General features: G+C 40.9%; 13 protein-coding genes. 11 read left to right on the top strand and 2 right to left on the bottom strand.

The features are described from left to right. The first annotated feature begins 86 nt into the window (after window positions 1-86). From AC4HCY_RS00485 to AC4HCY_RS00465, 5 genes are all read left to right on the top strand, one after another. Window positions 87-1,121: a uroporphyrinogen decarboxylase family protein gene (locus tag AC4HCY_RS00485; protein WP_491095149.1), complete on the top strand. Its 1,035-nt coding sequence runs from the start codon at window positions 87-89 to the stop codon at window positions 1,119-1,121. 82 nt (window positions 1,122-1,203) lie between these two features. Further along, window positions 1,204-3,015, top strand: coding sequence for an FAD-binding protein (locus AC4HCY_RS00480; protein ID WP_323431812.1), 1,812 nt, complete (start codon window positions 1,204-1,206; stop codon window positions 3,013-3,015). After that, window positions 3,012-3,308, top strand: a complete 297-nt coding sequence (locus tag AC4HCY_RS00475; RefSeq protein ID WP_491095148.1) for a 2Fe-2S iron-sulfur cluster-binding protein — start codon at window positions 3,012-3,014, stop codon at window positions 3,306-3,308. Before AC4HCY_RS00480 ends, AC4HCY_RS00475 begins: the two co-directional genes overlap by 4 nt. Before the next feature lie 324 nt (window positions 3,309-3,632). Then, window positions 3,633-4,682: a TAXI family TRAP transporter solute-binding subunit gene (locus tag AC4HCY_RS00470; protein WP_323431814.1), complete on the top strand. Its 1,050-nt coding sequence runs from the start codon at window positions 3,633-3,635 to the stop codon at window positions 4,680-4,682. Then, a complete protein-coding gene (locus AC4HCY_RS00465; RefSeq protein WP_323431815.1) occupies window positions 4,679-6,583 on the top strand; it encodes a TRAP transporter permease in 1,905 nt (634 codons plus the stop codon). The genes AC4HCY_RS00470 and AC4HCY_RS00465 overlap by 4 nt, the downstream gene beginning before the upstream one ends. Before the next feature lie 92 nt (window positions 6,584-6,675). Here the strand turns inward: AC4HCY_RS00465 and AC4HCY_RS00460 are convergent, their stop codons facing one another. Then, window positions 6,676-7,815, bottom strand: a complete 1,140-nt coding sequence (locus tag AC4HCY_RS00460) for a hypothetical protein (protein ID WP_323431816.1) — start codon at window positions 7,813-7,815, stop codon at window positions 6,676-6,678. Window positions 7,816-8,048: 233 nt separating this feature from the next. Here AC4HCY_RS00460 and AC4HCY_RS00455 point away from each other — a divergent pair, with 233 nt between their 5' ends. After that, window positions 8,049-9,839, top strand: a complete 1,791-nt coding sequence (locus tag AC4HCY_RS00455) for a sigma-54-dependent Fis family transcriptional regulator (protein ID WP_491095147.1) — start codon at window positions 8,049-8,051, stop codon at window positions 9,837-9,839. Window positions 9,840-9,936: 97 nt separating this feature from the next. Next, on the top strand, window positions 9,937-11,082 hold the full coding sequence (locus tag AC4HCY_RS00450; RefSeq protein ID WP_323432700.1) for a pyridoxal-phosphate-dependent aminotransferase family protein: 1,146 nt from the start codon (window positions 9,937-9,939) through the stop codon (window positions 11,080-11,082). Between the two features lie 99 nt (window positions 11,083-11,181). Here AC4HCY_RS00450 and AC4HCY_RS00445 read toward each other — a convergent pair whose 3' ends face one another. Further along, a complete protein-coding gene (locus AC4HCY_RS00445) occupies window positions 11,182-12,429 on the bottom strand; it encodes an MFS transporter (protein ID WP_323432701.1) in 1,248 nt (415 codons plus the stop codon). 152 nt (window positions 12,430-12,581) lie between these two features. On the opposite strand from AC4HCY_RS00445, the gene AC4HCY_RS00440 reads away from it, so the two are divergent. From AC4HCY_RS00440 to AC4HCY_RS00425, 4 genes are all read left to right on the top strand, one after another. Then, the gene (locus AC4HCY_RS00440) at window positions 12,582-13,571 is read left to right on the top strand and encodes a zinc dependent phospholipase C family protein (protein ID WP_491095146.1); all 990 of its coding nucleotides are present in this window, start codon (window positions 12,582-12,584) and stop codon (window positions 13,569-13,571) included. A gap of 138 nt (window positions 13,572-13,709) precedes the next feature. After that, window positions 13,710-14,477, top strand: coding sequence for a glycosyltransferase family 2 protein (locus tag AC4HCY_RS00435; RefSeq protein ID WP_323432703.1), 768 nt, complete (start codon window positions 13,710-13,712; stop codon window positions 14,475-14,477). Beyond that, window positions 14,470-14,835 (top strand): SMR family transporter, encoded by a 366-nt coding sequence (locus AC4HCY_RS00430; RefSeq protein WP_323432704.1) that lies wholly within the window; start codon window positions 14,470-14,472, stop codon window positions 14,833-14,835. Before AC4HCY_RS00435 ends, AC4HCY_RS00430 begins: the two co-directional genes overlap by 8 nt. Window positions 14,836-14,846: 11 nt before the next feature. Beyond that, window positions 14,847-16,274 (top strand): ArnT family glycosyltransferase, encoded by a 1,428-nt coding sequence (locus AC4HCY_RS00425; RefSeq protein ID WP_323432705.1) that lies wholly within the window; start codon window positions 14,847-14,849, stop codon window positions 16,272-16,274. Window positions 16,275-16,323: the final 49 nt, after the last annotated feature.

Here is a 16,323-nt window from a genome sequence, read left to right as displayed (position 1 = left end):
TATAGAAAAATACACACTTGAGGCTGCGTTGACTTTGCTCTGATACTATTTAGAACAAATAAATCGCCTAGTGATTATGATGATTTATGAATGAAAGAACAGAAAGGAATGATTTTACTATGAAACCTATAGAGAGGATAGAAGCTTTATTAGCCGGCAAGAAGCTGGACACACCTGCTATCAACCTTTGGAAGCATTTTCCGCCTTATGATGAAGATCCGAAAGAGCTTGTGAAGAAAACCATACAATTCCAAGAGAGATTCAACTGGGATTTTGTAAAGGTTACCTATCAAGGTTTATATTCAATCCAGGATTGGGGCTCAAAAATTCAGTGGCCTGAAAGAGACTGCCAATGGCCTAACACCTGTTCAAAGGTTGGTGTAGTAACCGATTTCTCGATTAAAAAAGCCGAGGACTGGAAGAACTTAAATGTGCTGCCTATGGATCAAGGTTCGATGGCAGATTCCATTCTGGCTGCAAAAGAAATTGTAAAGAGATTCAAGGGTGAAGCTCCCGTAGTGGTTACGGTATTTAATCCTTTGACAACTGCAGTAAAGATGAGCGGAGACAAGATGTTCGTTCACATGAGGCAGCATCCTGAGCTATTTAAAAAAGGCCTGGAGGTTATCACACAAACCACTGTCAATTACGTCAAAGAGTTGGTTAAGAATGGGGCTGACGGATTATTCTTCGCAAGCCAATTGGGAACCTATGACAAGATGAGCGTCAAGGAATACGAAGAATTCGGACGTCCTTATGACTTGCAGATATTAGATGCTATTAAAGACAATACCTGGTTCAACATAATGCATATGCATGGTGCTGCACCTATGTTTGAAATAATGGAAAAATATCCTGTACAAGCAGTTAACTGGCATGACAGACTAGTAGATTTAAGCTTAAAAGAGGGCAGAAGCAAGACGGACAAAATCCTGATAGGCGGTGTAGACGAGCATGGCATTCTGTATAACGGAAGCGATGAAGATATTAAAGCTCAATTGAAGGACGCTGTAGGCCAAGTTGAAGACGGCCGTCTTATCCTTGGACCCGGTTGCTGCGTACCGCTGAATGTCAATGAAGATCGCTTAGAATTAGCTCAGAAATTGCTTGCGACCATCTAAGACTAGGAAAACTTTAATGCACAATCTTATGATGCGTGGTAAAAGATAGATTGTTCGATAAGTTTAAAATAGGAGGTTAAATATGCAGTGCAAAACTATTGTCAGTGATATTTTGGTGGTAGGCGGCGGAGGCGCCGGTGTTATGAGTTCTGTAATGGCCGCCCGCGAGGGAGCCACGGTTGCAATTGCGGTAAAAGGCAAAATCGGGAAAAGCGGAAACTTAATGATGCTGGGAGGAAGCTTTGGGGTAGATGGGCCTAGTGCCAGGGAGTATTGCAACGAACCTGAAGCCAGTCAGGAATACACCAAAGAAGCTCTGTTCGACAAGTTAGTTTCCAGTGCTTTCTATATAGGGGATCAGAAGCTTCAGAAGCATTTTGTGGAGGAAGGGCCTAAGGCGCTTAAAGAGTTTTTTCAATGGGTAAGAGACAGCGGACAAAAGTTTCTCTTTAATCCCAAGGCATGCCGTTGGCGTACGAGCGGTACCGCATTTGGCAATGTGCTTAAAAAAGGGCTGAGGAATCAGCAGAAAGAAACCGTTATTGATACCTATGAAGATACCATGATTACCGAACTGCTGACATGTGATGGTAAGGTCTGCGGTGCGTTAGGCATGAATATGTATACCGGTGAATTAATTGAATTCAAGGCAAAAGCAGTTATTTTAGCTACCGGAGGCTATCAGCCAATGCCCTTGAAAAATACTTTCAGCGACATGACAGGTGATGGTATTGCCATGGCATTACGCGCCGGTGCTGAAGTCAAGGATATGGAATATTTGTTGTTTATTCCTACTTTGATCGAACCTGCTTATGCAAAAGGTTCCATTCTTCCTTTCCAGATGACTATGCCAAACCTGTTCCCATTGAAGCAGAAGGCAACTGATTTGGATGGTGTAGAGCTTATATATCCACAAGATAGTAAATACAAGACAACAGCTTCCAGCAGCAAGGTTAAAAAGCTGCTCATACATTATTTCTATGGTGAGGGGATATATAAGAAATGGGATAAGTATGGAAACCGTTTCTATTTCGATTACTCTGATTACACCGATGATGAAATACGTGAGGCATTCCGAATTATTGCAGATAACATGGAGCATTGGTATAAAAAGGGCATGTATCATCATATTGACCTGATGGATCTGGCTGAAAGAATTATCAAGAACGACAAACGCCTGCTGGTAGGTTTGGGTAATGAGTATAGTATGGGCGGAGTAGTTGTCGACGAGACTTTTGCAACAAGGGTGCCTGGATTATATGCAGCAGGAGAGGTAACCAGTGGTGTGTTCGGTGCTTTCCGTAGTGCCGACGGCCTTACTGAGATGCTGGCTCACGGCTTGACTGCAGGGAAAACTGCTGGCGAATATGTCAAGTCAGCCGCACAGCTTGAACCGGAAGATCTGGATGAGAAAGTGGCAGTGCTGACAGCACCTCTCAACCGTTCAAAAGGCATCAGCCCCATTGAGGCTCTCAATAAGCTGGAGAGCATCTGTGATAAGGGATTTAATTTCTTCAGGGATGAAGAGCGTCTTGTAAAAGCTTATGAAGAGATTTGTTCGCTTAGAGCATCGCTGGACCAAATGGCAGCTCCAGGAGGAGCAGTTTACAACCTCGAATGGATGAACTCTGTTATCGTCCGTAATTTGGCTCTCTGCGCCGAAATCGGTATCTACTCTGCTATGCAGAGGAAGGAGACTCGTGGCTGTCATGTGCGCAGCGACTATCCGCAAGTCAATAATAAAGAATATATGTTTAGCTATACAGCTTCATTGAAGGATGGGGACATTAATTATGGTAAAAGTTATCCCGAGGCGGTTTACATGCCAATAGATAACAATATTTATCCTAATATTGCCGAATGTATTTCAAAAACTATCCTGGAGGTTATATGATGAAAGTTGAAATTGTAAGAAGCAACGGTGTACAAACCTATGAAGTGCCAATGCTGTCAGATACTATGACTGTAATGGACATACTGGATTACATTTACAACAATCTGGATCATACACTGGCCTACTATAGGCACAGCTCCTGCAATCAAGCGATCTGCGGACGCTGTCTGGTAAAAATGGATGGAACACCTGTGTTGGCTTGTGCTAAACGAGTAGAACCAACTGCAAAGTCTGTCAGGCTTTCTCCTGCACCAGGCACTGTTGTACGAGATTTAGTCGTAGTAAAACAGTAAAAACAGGTCGTTTTTTCAGATAAAATATTTGCAAGATGTATTAGTTATAATTTAATTCCGGTATATTATCATTCCGTAGTTTTACTATATTGACATTAAAGGACATGACATTTGTCTATTGGCAAATGTTTTAAATACAACGGCAGCAAATATTAGCTTCGATAAAATACTTGCTTCCCAAAAATATTTTTAAAACCTTTTCGTTTTGATGAAGAAACGATAAAAAGTCAATATAAAAGGCTATTTTGCGGGATGATTTGTAAGAATCTACTCCTTAATTAATAATTTACAGATAAAAATTTCTAATAAGAAAGGAAGTTTACTATGAAAAAACGAATTCTCGTATCCTGTTTAATACTCATTATTCTTACAACGGCTATAGCTGGCTGCAGCAAGCCTGCTACTCCTCCAGCCGAAACTCCTCCTGCCGGTGGCGGTTCCGATAAGGCTCTTACAAGTCCGGTAAACCTTGACTTGGCAACCATGAAGATGGGCAGCGGTTGGTATAGCTATGGCTCTGTTCTAAGCGAGCTTATGATGAAGGAGCTTCCGAGTGGCTCTAAAGTAAACATAATACCGGAATCCGGTGCTGCGGCAAACCCTACACTGGTTTCAAAGGGAAAATTTCCTATAGGTCTTGGCTACAACCAGTCTTGCAGTTGGGCCTATAACGGTAAGTTCATCTATGATAAACCATTGGAGAATCTCAGAGGGCTGGTGGGATATCTTGACACTTATTATTATGCGGCAGTAGTAAGCAAATCCTTTGGAGTTACTGACCTTGCTGAGGTCAAAGAGAAGAAGCTTCCTATCCGTGTATCGACTGTTCCCGTCGGTGGTATGGGTGAAGTCGTTACAAGGCTTGTTTTCGAGTATTACGGCTTTACCTACGATGACATCATATCCTGGGGAGGAAAGGTAGAGCACAATGATTTTGCCACAATCGTAGATATGTTCAAGGATGGCCAGACAGATTTCTTCTTGCAGAATATAACTCAAGGCCATGCATCTGTTACCGAGCTGTCAGTAAGCACTGACATTATATTCTTGGAGTTCCCTGAAGATATGATCAACAGCTTTGTTGAAAAGTATGGATTCAGCAAGGAGGTTCTTCCTGCCAATTCATACAAAGGACAGACCAAGGATATTGTCAGTATGGGCCTGACCACCAACATATTTACTAATACAGATATGCCTGATGCTGTTGCATATGCTATCACAAAGGCTATTGTTGAGAATCCCGATACTTTGCATAAAGGACATGTTGCTCTGGAAAGATTTACCCGTGAAGGGGCTTGCGATCCAATTGGCTTGGGATTGCCCCTGCACCCCGGCGCTGAGGCATACTACAGGGAGGTTGGCTTGCTGAAATGATTGAAAACAAGCTCGTAAAAAGGTTTTTAAGACCGGCGAGTGTTTGGGCTATAGTTTGGACTTTGTTCCAGATATGGATTGTAATACGCGGAGCATATCCTTCAATGGTATTACGCCCTATACACGTCTGCTTCGGCATGGGTTTAGTCTTCTTGACTAAACCCATGTTCAAGAAAAATGCGGTGCCCAAAGGACAGAAATACACAGCTAAATGGTATGAATATATCTTTGTTGCGGCTGTTGTTTTCTGCGGAATATATTTCATTTTAAACGGAAACCGCATGATGACACGTATGGCTTATGTAGACGATCTGTTAACCATGGATTACGTTGTCGGCTTATTGATGATCGCTTTGCTTCTGGAGTGCTCCAGAAGAGCTGTTGATACAGCTTTTACTATTATAGTCGCTGTTTTTATTGTCTATGCTGTTTGGGGAGGATTTTTGCCGGGCATCTTAGGTCACGGAGGGCAGGATCTTACCACATTGCTGGAGAGCCAGGTATTTTCAACCGCCGGTATATTTAACTCACCGGTCAGCGTATCTGTCTCCATGGTTTTCTATTTCCTGCTGTTCGGTGCTTTTTTGACCGCTACCCCTGCGGCACAGCTGTTCATTAATATATCCAATGTGATGACCCGCAAGACGATAGGCGGTGCCGGTAAGGCCAGTGTTGTTGCTGCTGCGTTATTCGGTATGATCAGCGGAAGCGCACCGGCTAACGTAGCATCTATCGGTACCATCATGTATCCTTCGATGAAAAAACAAAAATTTGACCCCATGTTCTCAGGCAGCATGCTATCCATCGAAGGTACTGCCGGTCAGCTGATTCCGCCTGTTATGGGAGCCGCTGCTTTCATCATGGTTGACATGACCGGCCACAGCTATGCGGAAATTATGAAGGCAGCTATACTTCCTTCCATTGTATTCCTTGCCGGGCTGTACTTTTTGATTCATTTATATGCACGAAAGCATGATATGCGGCCCATCAATGAAGACATGAGCCAAACGAAGAAGGATATATTTAAGCATATTCATTTACTCGTGGGTGTAGTCGTTTTAGTTACTCTTATAATAAAGGGTTATTCTATGATGAGATCTGCGACCATTGCCAGTGCATGCTTATATGTTATATGCTTATTCAGGAAAGATACCAGGCTTTCTCTGTATGATGTCCTTGAAGCTTTTGAGTCAACCGCAAGACAAGCAGTTGCCGTAGCTATGCCCTGTGCGCTGGCCGGAATTATAATCGGTGTCATCGTAAACACAGGCTTAGGCATCCGATTCAGCAGCATAATAAATTCTATTGCTCAGAGCAATTTGTTATTGGCGCTGTTTGCGACCATGCTTATGGCTCTGGTTCTAGGCATGGGTATGCCTACCAGTGCCGCTTATATTATGTCGGCTACATTGCTTTGCCCGACAATCGTCGGATTGGGAATACCGGTGTTGGTGGCACATTTCTTCGTATTCTACTATGCTAATTTGTCCGCCATCACACCTCCGGTAGCATTAGCTTCCTATGCTGCGGGCGGAATTGTTGAAGTCGACCTATGGAAGCTTGGTTTAGAGGCGTTTAAATATAGTGTGGTCATATTTACTATACCTTATATCTTTGTATACTATCCGGAGCTTCTTGGTATCGGCTCAATAGGGAAAGTTATTTTCGTTGCTGCTATAACTCTTATGAGTGCTTATGAAATCAGTGCTGCTTTGATAGGCTTCAGCTTGGTTCCTATTTCGGTTATCGAAAGACTACTTTTTGCTGCTTCTGCTGTTATGATAATTTTCCCGGAAATAATAACTACGATAATCGGCATAGTTATCTTTGCTGTGACTATACTGATGCAGTACAGTCGTAAGAAAAAGGCTCTATTAAGCACCTCAGACAAATCCATATAGAAACTGTTTTAGATGCGCCTTTATATACGGCTCCAATAGAAAAGCCTCCAGCGTAGAAATTAAACTACGATTGGAGGCTTTTCCATTAAAAGCTACTTGTTGGCTAGACGATGGGCATGACGATTCACCGTTAGATTAATAGCGAAGGCAACGCCCTCTGCAGTATCAAAAAAGCTCACCGGTAAAATATTGTCCAGATGGTTTCTTATAGCTTCCCTTAACTGATTATCAAAGTAATTCATGAAAACCTCGATGGCCTTTTCGTTGACTCCGCCTTTAGTAGCGTGGTTCTTTGTGGAGATTTCAAGCTCTTCTCTTGTAGCCAGCTGAATAGTTAGGTTCCATGTTTCAAAGTTGGCGCCATGGAAGTTCCTCGCCAGATCTGGTTCACAGCCTGTACTGATGATGTATTTAAGGATCCCTTCAAACCAGGATATGGAGAGCTTTTCAATAAAACCGCGGATTTCCTCCGGGACGTCCTGCAGAGAAGAAGGATACAAACCTTCGCCCTCCAAGCCCAGGTGCTTGCGGAAGGCCGCACGCATTGCACTGCCTACCTGAGAGGTGGATACCTCATATCCGCGTTCAGCCATAACATCAGAAACCGCATAGCATATCTCATAACAGGTATGTGCAGTGTTTTTAGCAGAAAGCCCCACAAGTGACATTTCGTGCGATACTAAAAATGTTAGGCCAAACATATTGGAGAAGTCTATGGCGCGCTGGCGTCGATCCTCCGGAAAAGGATGATCCGGCACAAAGCTTAAAAAACTTCCTCCGCGCTTTTGCAGGGGAATGCCTTTAAAAGGTTCGGCCATACTGGGAAGAAACTTAACGCAATTAATATCATTGCCCAGTAAGTCATAATAGAATTTTGGATCAGGAGAAGGACCAAAGGTATAAATATCGGGGAGAGATATACCTTTTTCTCTCGCTTCATTAAAATAAGGCAACAGAATTTCCTGCACAATTATAGGGATTTGTTTGGGCGACGGACACATTATTACGATATCAGGTGTCGTCTGGCGTAAAAGCTCCGCTGTATTGTTAACAGAGACTGCAAAGGGTAATCTTGAGCGTAATTCATCTATACCGCGGTCGGTGGCTTTTACCCCAAATACATTTGTGGCTACTTTATCGCCAAGAAGCATTTGATATCCAGGAAGAAGATGCTTACTACCAATATAACCCATACCAACAACTACAATATTGTAATCTGTAGAAATAGACATGTAAATCCTCCTTTTTAATAAGCAGGAAATACTAGCTTCGATAAAATTATTGTATCATTATAATATTATGATGGCAAGGCGTGGTTTTATTATTGCGAAAAATCGACAAAACTCGTCAAATAGTATATAATGCTTATTACAATGTATTTAAATATCTTTAAACAAAGCATTATAAATAGTAAAAATGATGCTCTTACAGAAACAGCCCTAAATTATGTTAAGGAGGTTTTTGTATGTCCTACTTAAAGCTTATAGATAATAAAATCCAATCTTTGGCCGAGTCTCTATCATCCATACTGAATGTGGAAATTACGGTGGTAGACAGCAGTCTTTTGAGAATTGCAGGCACGGGAGATTTTTATCACCGCATCAACGAAAGCAGTCCGGAAAATTCGCTGTTTGCGAAGGTACTGAAAAACGGCAAGCCTGAATTCAATATATATGAAAAAGATAATGCTGTATGCCGTTCCTGCAGCTATGGCGACACATGCAAAGAGCGCAAAAGCATGATTTATCCCATTAAAGTTGAAGAAGAAAATATAGGGGTGGTGTGCTTTGCCTCCTTCAACCCGGTGCAAGATCAGCTGATGCTCAGCAAAAAAGAAGAATATATGGACATGCTGAAGCATTTTGCAGAGAGCATTGAAAAAGAAATAATAAGCATAAAAATGATAAACAAGCTTAATATGGGTATAGCTGAAATAAATGGTGTAATTAATTCCATAAACAGATGCATAATTATTTTAAACAAAGAACAAAGAATAATTCACATCAATTCCAAAGCCATAAGGATACTCAATATCAATTTTTCAGCCAATAAAATCATCAACAGAAAAATAAGCGATATAATAAAAAACTTTAAGGTTGAAGACACAAATAACAAGGAATTGGTAGGAAACTGGACAATTGAGAATAGGATATTAAAGGTTCTATATAAGGTAAATTATATTATACTTGATCAGAAAAACATATCAACCCTTATAGACTTTGATGCTTTAGATGAAATAATCAACATAGCCTTGACTTATAACAATGATAATGTAATAACCTTTGAGAATATTGTGGGATGCAGCCAGGTTATGCAGGACGTGATAGATAAGGCCAAAATAGCTGCTAAATCCGACTCCACAATATTTCTCTATGGTGCCAGCGGTACAGGGAAAGAGCTGTTTGCCAGATCCATCCATAATGCAAGCTTCAGGAAGGACGGACCTTTTATAGCGATAAACTGTGCTACCTTGCCCGAAAACCTTATCGAGTCGGAGCTTTTTGGTTATGAGAAGGGCTCCTTTACGGGAGCAAGCCCCAAAGGTAAGATCGGAAAATTTGAGCAGGCAAACAACGGCACATTGTTTCTTGATGAAATTGCGGACCTTCCACTGCATCTTCAGGCAAAGCTGCTCAGAGTCCTGCAGGAAAAAAAGATAGACAGGATAGGCAGCACCACACCCACGGATATAAATGTTAGGATAATATCTGCCACTCATAAAAATCTGCAAGAACTGGTAAGGAAAAACCAGTTCAGAGAGGACCTATATTACAGACTGAACGTTATACCTCTATCTCTGCCTTCGCTGAAGGAAAGGGATGAAGATGTACTTTTATGCACTGAATATATAATCAAGAAACTATGCAACAAAATGAATAAGCCTCAAAAATATATATCCAAAGACATTGAGAAAAAATTCCTGAACTATAGCTGGCCCGGCAATGTGAGAGAGCTGGAGAATGTATTGGAATATGCCATTAACTTTTCAAATGATGATGAGATCAATATAGAAGATTTACCTGAATATTTCTTGAATAATATCATGAACAAGTGGAATGAAGAAAACTTAATAAATCTGGATATTTTAGACCTAAAAAACTTAAGAAGCTTGGATGAAATGACAAGAGATTATGAGAAAGGAATACTAAGGAAGTTTCTGGAGCTGCACGGTAATACTGTGGATGGAAAAAGAGCCGTAGCAAAAAAGCTTAATATAGGCATCACAACGCTATATAGGAAAATCAATGATTATTAATCACATAGTGCAGAAGCCCTTGACTTAAATATTTCAGAGCGGTATAATTAGAATATAGGTAAAACATTATTTACTAATAGTAAAAAGGGGTGTTTTTATGAAAACAAGAAAGCTTTTGATGATACCAGGACCAACTCCCGTTGCGAGATCGATCCAGGATCAGATGGGAAGAGAGACAGTAGCATTTGGCGATCCGGCTTTTGTGAAGGATTTCAAAGACCTTTTGGAAGACCTGAAAGTGTTGTTCAAATGCAGCGGAGAAGCTTTTGTTGTTGCCGGCACCGGAACTATGGGCATGGAAATGGCCATTGCCAACACAACAAAGAAAGGCGACAATGTACTGATAGTATCTCACGGATTCTTCGGTGATCGCTTTATAGATCTATGCAATAGAAAAGGCCTGAATGCTGATGTGATTTCCAGCGAATGGGGCGAGACAGTACCCGTTGAGAAAATAAGAGAGAAGCTTAAAGAGAAAAAGTATGCAGCTATGACGGTTACTCATGTTGATACTTCTACAGGGGTATGTGCATCGGTTGCTGAAATAGGCAAAATGATGAAGGAATTCCCTGAGACTATGTACATAGTCGATGGAGTATGCGCTACAGCAGGAGAACCGGAATATGTGGACGAAATGGGAATCGACGTGCTTCTTACAGGCTCACAGAAAGCTTTTGGAGTGGCTCCGGGCTTGACAATGCTATGGGTAAGCCAAAAAGCCATGGATAGGCGCAAGAGCTTGGGCACTATTCCGGAGTTCTATATAGATTTTGAAAAATGGCTTCCAATAATGAAGGACCCTTCCAAGTACTATGCTACCCCGGCTGTTAACCTAGTATGGGCATTGAAGGAATCTGTCAGGATCATAAAAGAAGAAGGAATAGAGAACAGATATGCAAGACATAAGAAGTATGCAGCTGCTATGCAGGATGCATTGGAAACTTTAGGATTTAAAGTTCTTGCAAAGGAAGGCTGCAGGGCCGTTACATTATCCAACTTAGTCTATCCTGAAGGAACCGATGATGCAAAATTCAGAGGACTTCTGGCAGAAGAGGGCATCATGGTGGCAGGCGGTTTAGCCGCATATGCAGGAAGAATGTTCAGACTGGGCCATATGGGCAATGTTGATAAGCATGACCTTGTATCTGTAATAGCGACTATAGAAAGAGCATTGTACAGAGCAGGTATGCCTGTAGAGCTTGGTAAAGGTGTAGGAGTAGTTCAAAAGCATTTGATGGAATAGAATATAAAAAAATAGAGACGACCTAGGTTAAATAAAAGCCTAGGTTGTTTCTATTTTTGCTTAGACAGAAAAGACTATTGGTAGAAAGTATAAATACATCTATACTCCTGCATCCCTTGGCACTGCAAATAACATTATTCCTCCTCCCACTATAAAGAGGAGCATTACGCTTAACACGCCGTAGCGGGATTGACCGGTAATCTGGCTGAAGAAAGCGTAGAGGGCAGGGCCCATAATGGCGGCAAATTTACCGAATATATCATAAAAGCCGAAGAATTCATTTGCTTTTTCCTTGGGTATCATTTTGCCGAAGTACGAACGGGACAATGCTTGTATGCCGCCTTGGGAGGTAGCGACCAAAAAGGCCAGAATCCAGAATTCCACTGCCGATTTCATATTATAGGCCACAAAGCATATTATTATATACATTACGATTCCGATAAGCAGCATATTGCGGGTTCCCACTTTTTTAGCCAGCTTTCCATATATGATGGCGAAGGGAAAGGCTACTATCTGAGTCATCAAAAGTGCCAGAAGCAGCGAGTTGCTTCCAACCCCTACAGAATCTCCGTAGACCGTTGCCATGCGTATTATGGTGTTGACCCCGTCAATATAAAAGAAATATGCCAATAGAAAAATAAATACGGATTTGTATTCCTTTATATTCATGAAGGTCTTATAGAGCCTCAAAAAGCTTTTCCCTATTATATTCTCTTCACTTTCAATATAATAGAGCTGTTTTACATTTTTCAGCATGGGTACGGCAAAGACCGTCCACCACACAGCGGTAAGCATAAATGAGATCTTCACTGCAAGGCTTGAACCTATACCTATTTTGCTTCCGAAAAGTATGAGGCCTATGGATATTATAAAAGGTATGGTACTGCCACCAATATATCCGAGGGCAAAGCCGTAGGTTGAAACAAGATCCATTCTTTCTGCACTGGTGACGTCGATCAAAAATGCATCATAAAAGAGATTGGCTGCGGAGAAGCCAACTATGGTTATCATATATATTATTAGTATCAATGCCCATTGATCGGTAAAGCTCAGCGCTGCGGTGGACAAAACGCCTATGATAAAAAAGAAACGGAATAATTGCATTTTCTTGCCCTTATAATCTCCTATGGCTCCAAGGATTGGAGCCAAGATAGCTACTATTAATGTGGCTGCTGAATTGGCATATCCCCAATAGGAGTCTGCCATATTAGGATTTATGCCGCCGGCTTTAGCCATAGTCTTAAAAAATATGGGAAGTATGGATGCGGTGATGACCACCGAGTATGCAGAATTGGCCCAATCATAGAATATCCAGCTTTTTTCTTCCCTGGTGAAGCTTTTAAACATATTACCCCCCCTATTATGCATTTGATTTCATTGTAACCCAGATAAGATAATAGTGAAAGATGTCCCATGTAAAATTATTGTAAAGTCCTTTGACTTTTTTGATCAATAGTGCTATATAGAAAACATAAAGATGCTTTAAAGGAGGTGCCCTTATGCCGGCTCTACTCACTCACTGCCTGTGCGGAGATATGGTATTTAAATCAATAGAGGCCCCTGAGGCTACGGATGTCATCAGTCATAATAGGAACCTATTTAATCTTGGAACTCAAGGCCCTGATATATTTTTCTATCATAACGCTTTGCCCTGGGTGAAAGGAGAAAGCCTGAGCAGATTAGGCGGGAGGCTTCATAGTGAAAAGGTCGGAGCTTTCTTTCAATCCGCCCTGGCAATCATTGACAGCATACAGGATGCTGTAAAGGAAATGCTTCTTTCCTATGTTTACGGCTACATATGCCATTATTCTCTGGATGTCCATGCTCATCCCTATGTATTTTATAAAACAGGATTTGAAATAGATGAGACGGAGGATATTAAAAAGTATGATGCCTATCACAGAAGATTTGAGGCAGAGATAGATGTGCTGATGGCAGATAAGATATTAAATACAGATGCAAATAAAATAGGAAGCCATGAGCTCATAATGGTTGGGAAGAAAGAGGCTTTGGCAATAGCTGATATGTATCATCGCATTTTTAAGAAAATATTTGATCTGGATATCCCTATAGAAGAAATACAAAAGGCTCCTGATCATATGCGGCTTATAACAAAAGCTTTTCGGGACCCCCTGGGGATAAAGAAGCCTGTAGTCGCTTTTGCAGAAAAGCTCATGGGCAAGCATAATCTCATTTCCAATATGATATACCCGCCGAAGGTTGACAGCGGCTTGGATCAATTGAATATCAAGCATTCCTTATGGTACTGTCCCTGGGATAAAGAAATACCGCGGAATTCTTCCTTCATGGATCTTTTTAATGAAGCAGCAGCGGAAGCAAAGCTCATGTGTGAAAGCATTAATGGATATATAAACGGGAATATTGGTATTGACGAAGTGCTGAGGATTATAGGCAACAGGTCTTTTTCATCCGGGCTGGACTGTTGTGAGGATATTAAGTTCAAATACCATGATTTGATATATAGGTGATTTTGTCAAAACTTGATAAGGCATGGCGAAAATGATAAGATAATCATGGAGTTTAGTAAGCTAAATGATATTATATTAGTTGGCAATTATGTAAATACTATAATGATAGAAATTAATGATTAAATTTTGGAGGCTTATATGGATTCAAACATTATAATAGGTTTGCCTGCCTACAACGAGGAAGGAGCGCTGCCGAAGCTCTTCGAGAAGCTGCTTTTCCTGAAAGATATATACGGCCAAAGGTTCCGTATACTGGTGGTCAATGACGGCAGCAGTGACAATACGGAGAATATATTGAAGGAGTATAAAAAAAGCTGCGGCTTTATTGATTATATCAATCATGATGTGAATCAAGGACTGGGAAGGGCTATGTATACTCTTTTTTGCCATGTCGGCCAAAACTATGGACAGGGCGATATATTGATAACTCTGGATGCGGATAATACTCACAATCCCAACATTATACCCAACATGGTAGATAAGCTGGTGAAAGAAAAGCTTGATGTGGTAATTGCATCCAGATTTGCTGAGGGAGGCAAGGAAATAGGTCTTTCCATAGAAAGAAAGATATACAGCAGAGGAGCTGCTGCTTTTTTAAAACTATTCTTCCCCATAGAAAATGTCCATGATTATTCATGCGGTTTCAGAGCTTATGACATCGGATACCTTGATAAGGCTATCAAGGCTTATGGGGGAAAGCTTGTAACTTCAAAGGGTTTTGAATGTATGGCAGAGATATTGGCCAGGTTCAGCAAAATCGGAGTAAGGGCCGGTGAATATCCTTTGGTTCTGGAATACAATTTAAAGGAAGGCCGGAGCAAAATGAAAGTACTAAGGACTATAAAGGGGTATTTCAGCCTTGTTCGCAGGGTTAAGAAGCCTGAAAGAGGAGAATGCTATGAATAGAAATTTGATTGAGATACTGGTTTCAGTGTTCATGGGTGCCATAGGTCAAACCGTATTGAAGCTGGGAGCAAATAAATTGGATAATTTGTCCTTATCCTTCAGAACGATTTTTAAAGATATCATACATATATTGATGGTACCTGAGATACTTGTAGGTCTGGTTCTTTTCGGGAGCAGCTTCTTGCTGTGGATCAAGGTTTTGACGAAGTCGGATTTGAGCTATGCCTATCCCATGGTGAGCCTTGGCTATGTTTTGGTGGCTTTGCTGTCCAAATTTCTGTTCAATGAGCCCTTTACTGTAAATAAGGTCATAGGAGTGGTTATGATAATATCAGGAGTATTCGTACTTAACAGGTAAGGATGATAGAAATGAAAAAAGACCGGTGGACTGTCGCAGTTACTATACTAGTATTTCTTTTTATTTTAGCTATAAGGCTCCCTCATATAAACAATTCTCCCTGCGAGCATGGGGATTTCTGGAGGCAGAGCGATACCGAATCCATAGCGAGGAATTTCATTGAGGATAGATTCAATATTTTTTATCCCCAATTTTATTATGATGGAGCCAAGCCCAATTATGTTCAACTGGAGTTCCAGATAACTACCTTTATTATTGCGCTTTTATATAAAGCCTTCGGCTATCATTATTATCTGGCCAGGCTAGTGCCGATAATATTCTTTATGGGTTCAGCTCTATATGTTTATCTTATAGCCAAAAGATATTACGGCAACCCGGCAGGTTGGTTTGCGGCTATAGCTTATGCTATCATGCCTATTAATATTTTTTACTCAAGGGCCATAATGCCTGAATCTGCAGCTTTGTTCTTCTTTACCGGAGCCTTTTATTATTTTGTCAGATGGTATGATGATGAAAAGCTTTCATTTCTGTTTCTTTCTGGGGTATTTACATGTCTATCCATATCTCAGAAAACTCCTACGATTTTTATTGGCTTGGCAATGATCTTTATGTTGATCAGGAAATATAGGTTCGGATTTTTAGCGAAATGGGAGCTTTGGGCTTTTGCAGCCATATCTCTGCTGCCTAACTTGCTATATTTTATATGGTCGAAGAGCATTGCCGAATTTGCATTTGTAAGCAATATCGGCTTAATACATATAGTGCCGAAAAGTGCTAAGGCTTTTTTTCAGTTATATTCTTATAAATTTGCAGCAATTGAAATTTCTACTGCTGTATCCTTAGGGCTTATACCTTTGGTTACTATAGGTTTTATAGATGCAGAATGGAAAAAGGATTATGCCCTGCTGATTTGGACTATAACTATGCTTATTGAGGTTATAGCTGTGGCGGCGGTAATAAAGCTCAGGTACTATTTTATATTCATAACTCCCATAACAGCTGTATGGGCAGGCAAAACCTTGGGGAAGCTGGGGAAAAGCAAAAGAACAGTGATTGGGGTATTCTTGGGATTATTAATAATAACTCAATGGAATTATTTTTGGGCAGAGGCGTACTTTAATGAAAAGGATAATATACTAAAGCAAGCTGAGGTCATTCAAAAATATTCAAGCAAGGATGATTTGATAGTAATCGGTACTTTGGAGCCGGCTCTGCTGAACCAATCCGGCAGAAGCGGGTGGCGGGCGAATATTAAGTACTATGAGAATATACCTTCGGGTCCGGAAAAAGAAATACAATATTATATAAAAAACGGTGCCAAATACTTCAGTCCGTTGGGAGGTTACATCTATGGAGATGACGGCAGCTATAGGAAGTACTTGGATGAAAACTTTGAAAAGCTTGGTGAAGGGCAATATTTTATATATAAGCTCAGATAAAAAAGCCCTGAGTGAAAATAATATTGTACATAGCGGAAATGTGATTTAA

The organism is Lutispora sp. QWL-02 (genome assembly GCF_058315355.1).
Note: the sequence above shows the minus strand (reverse complement) of the source record. Positions and strands in the feature narration are given on the sequence as shown.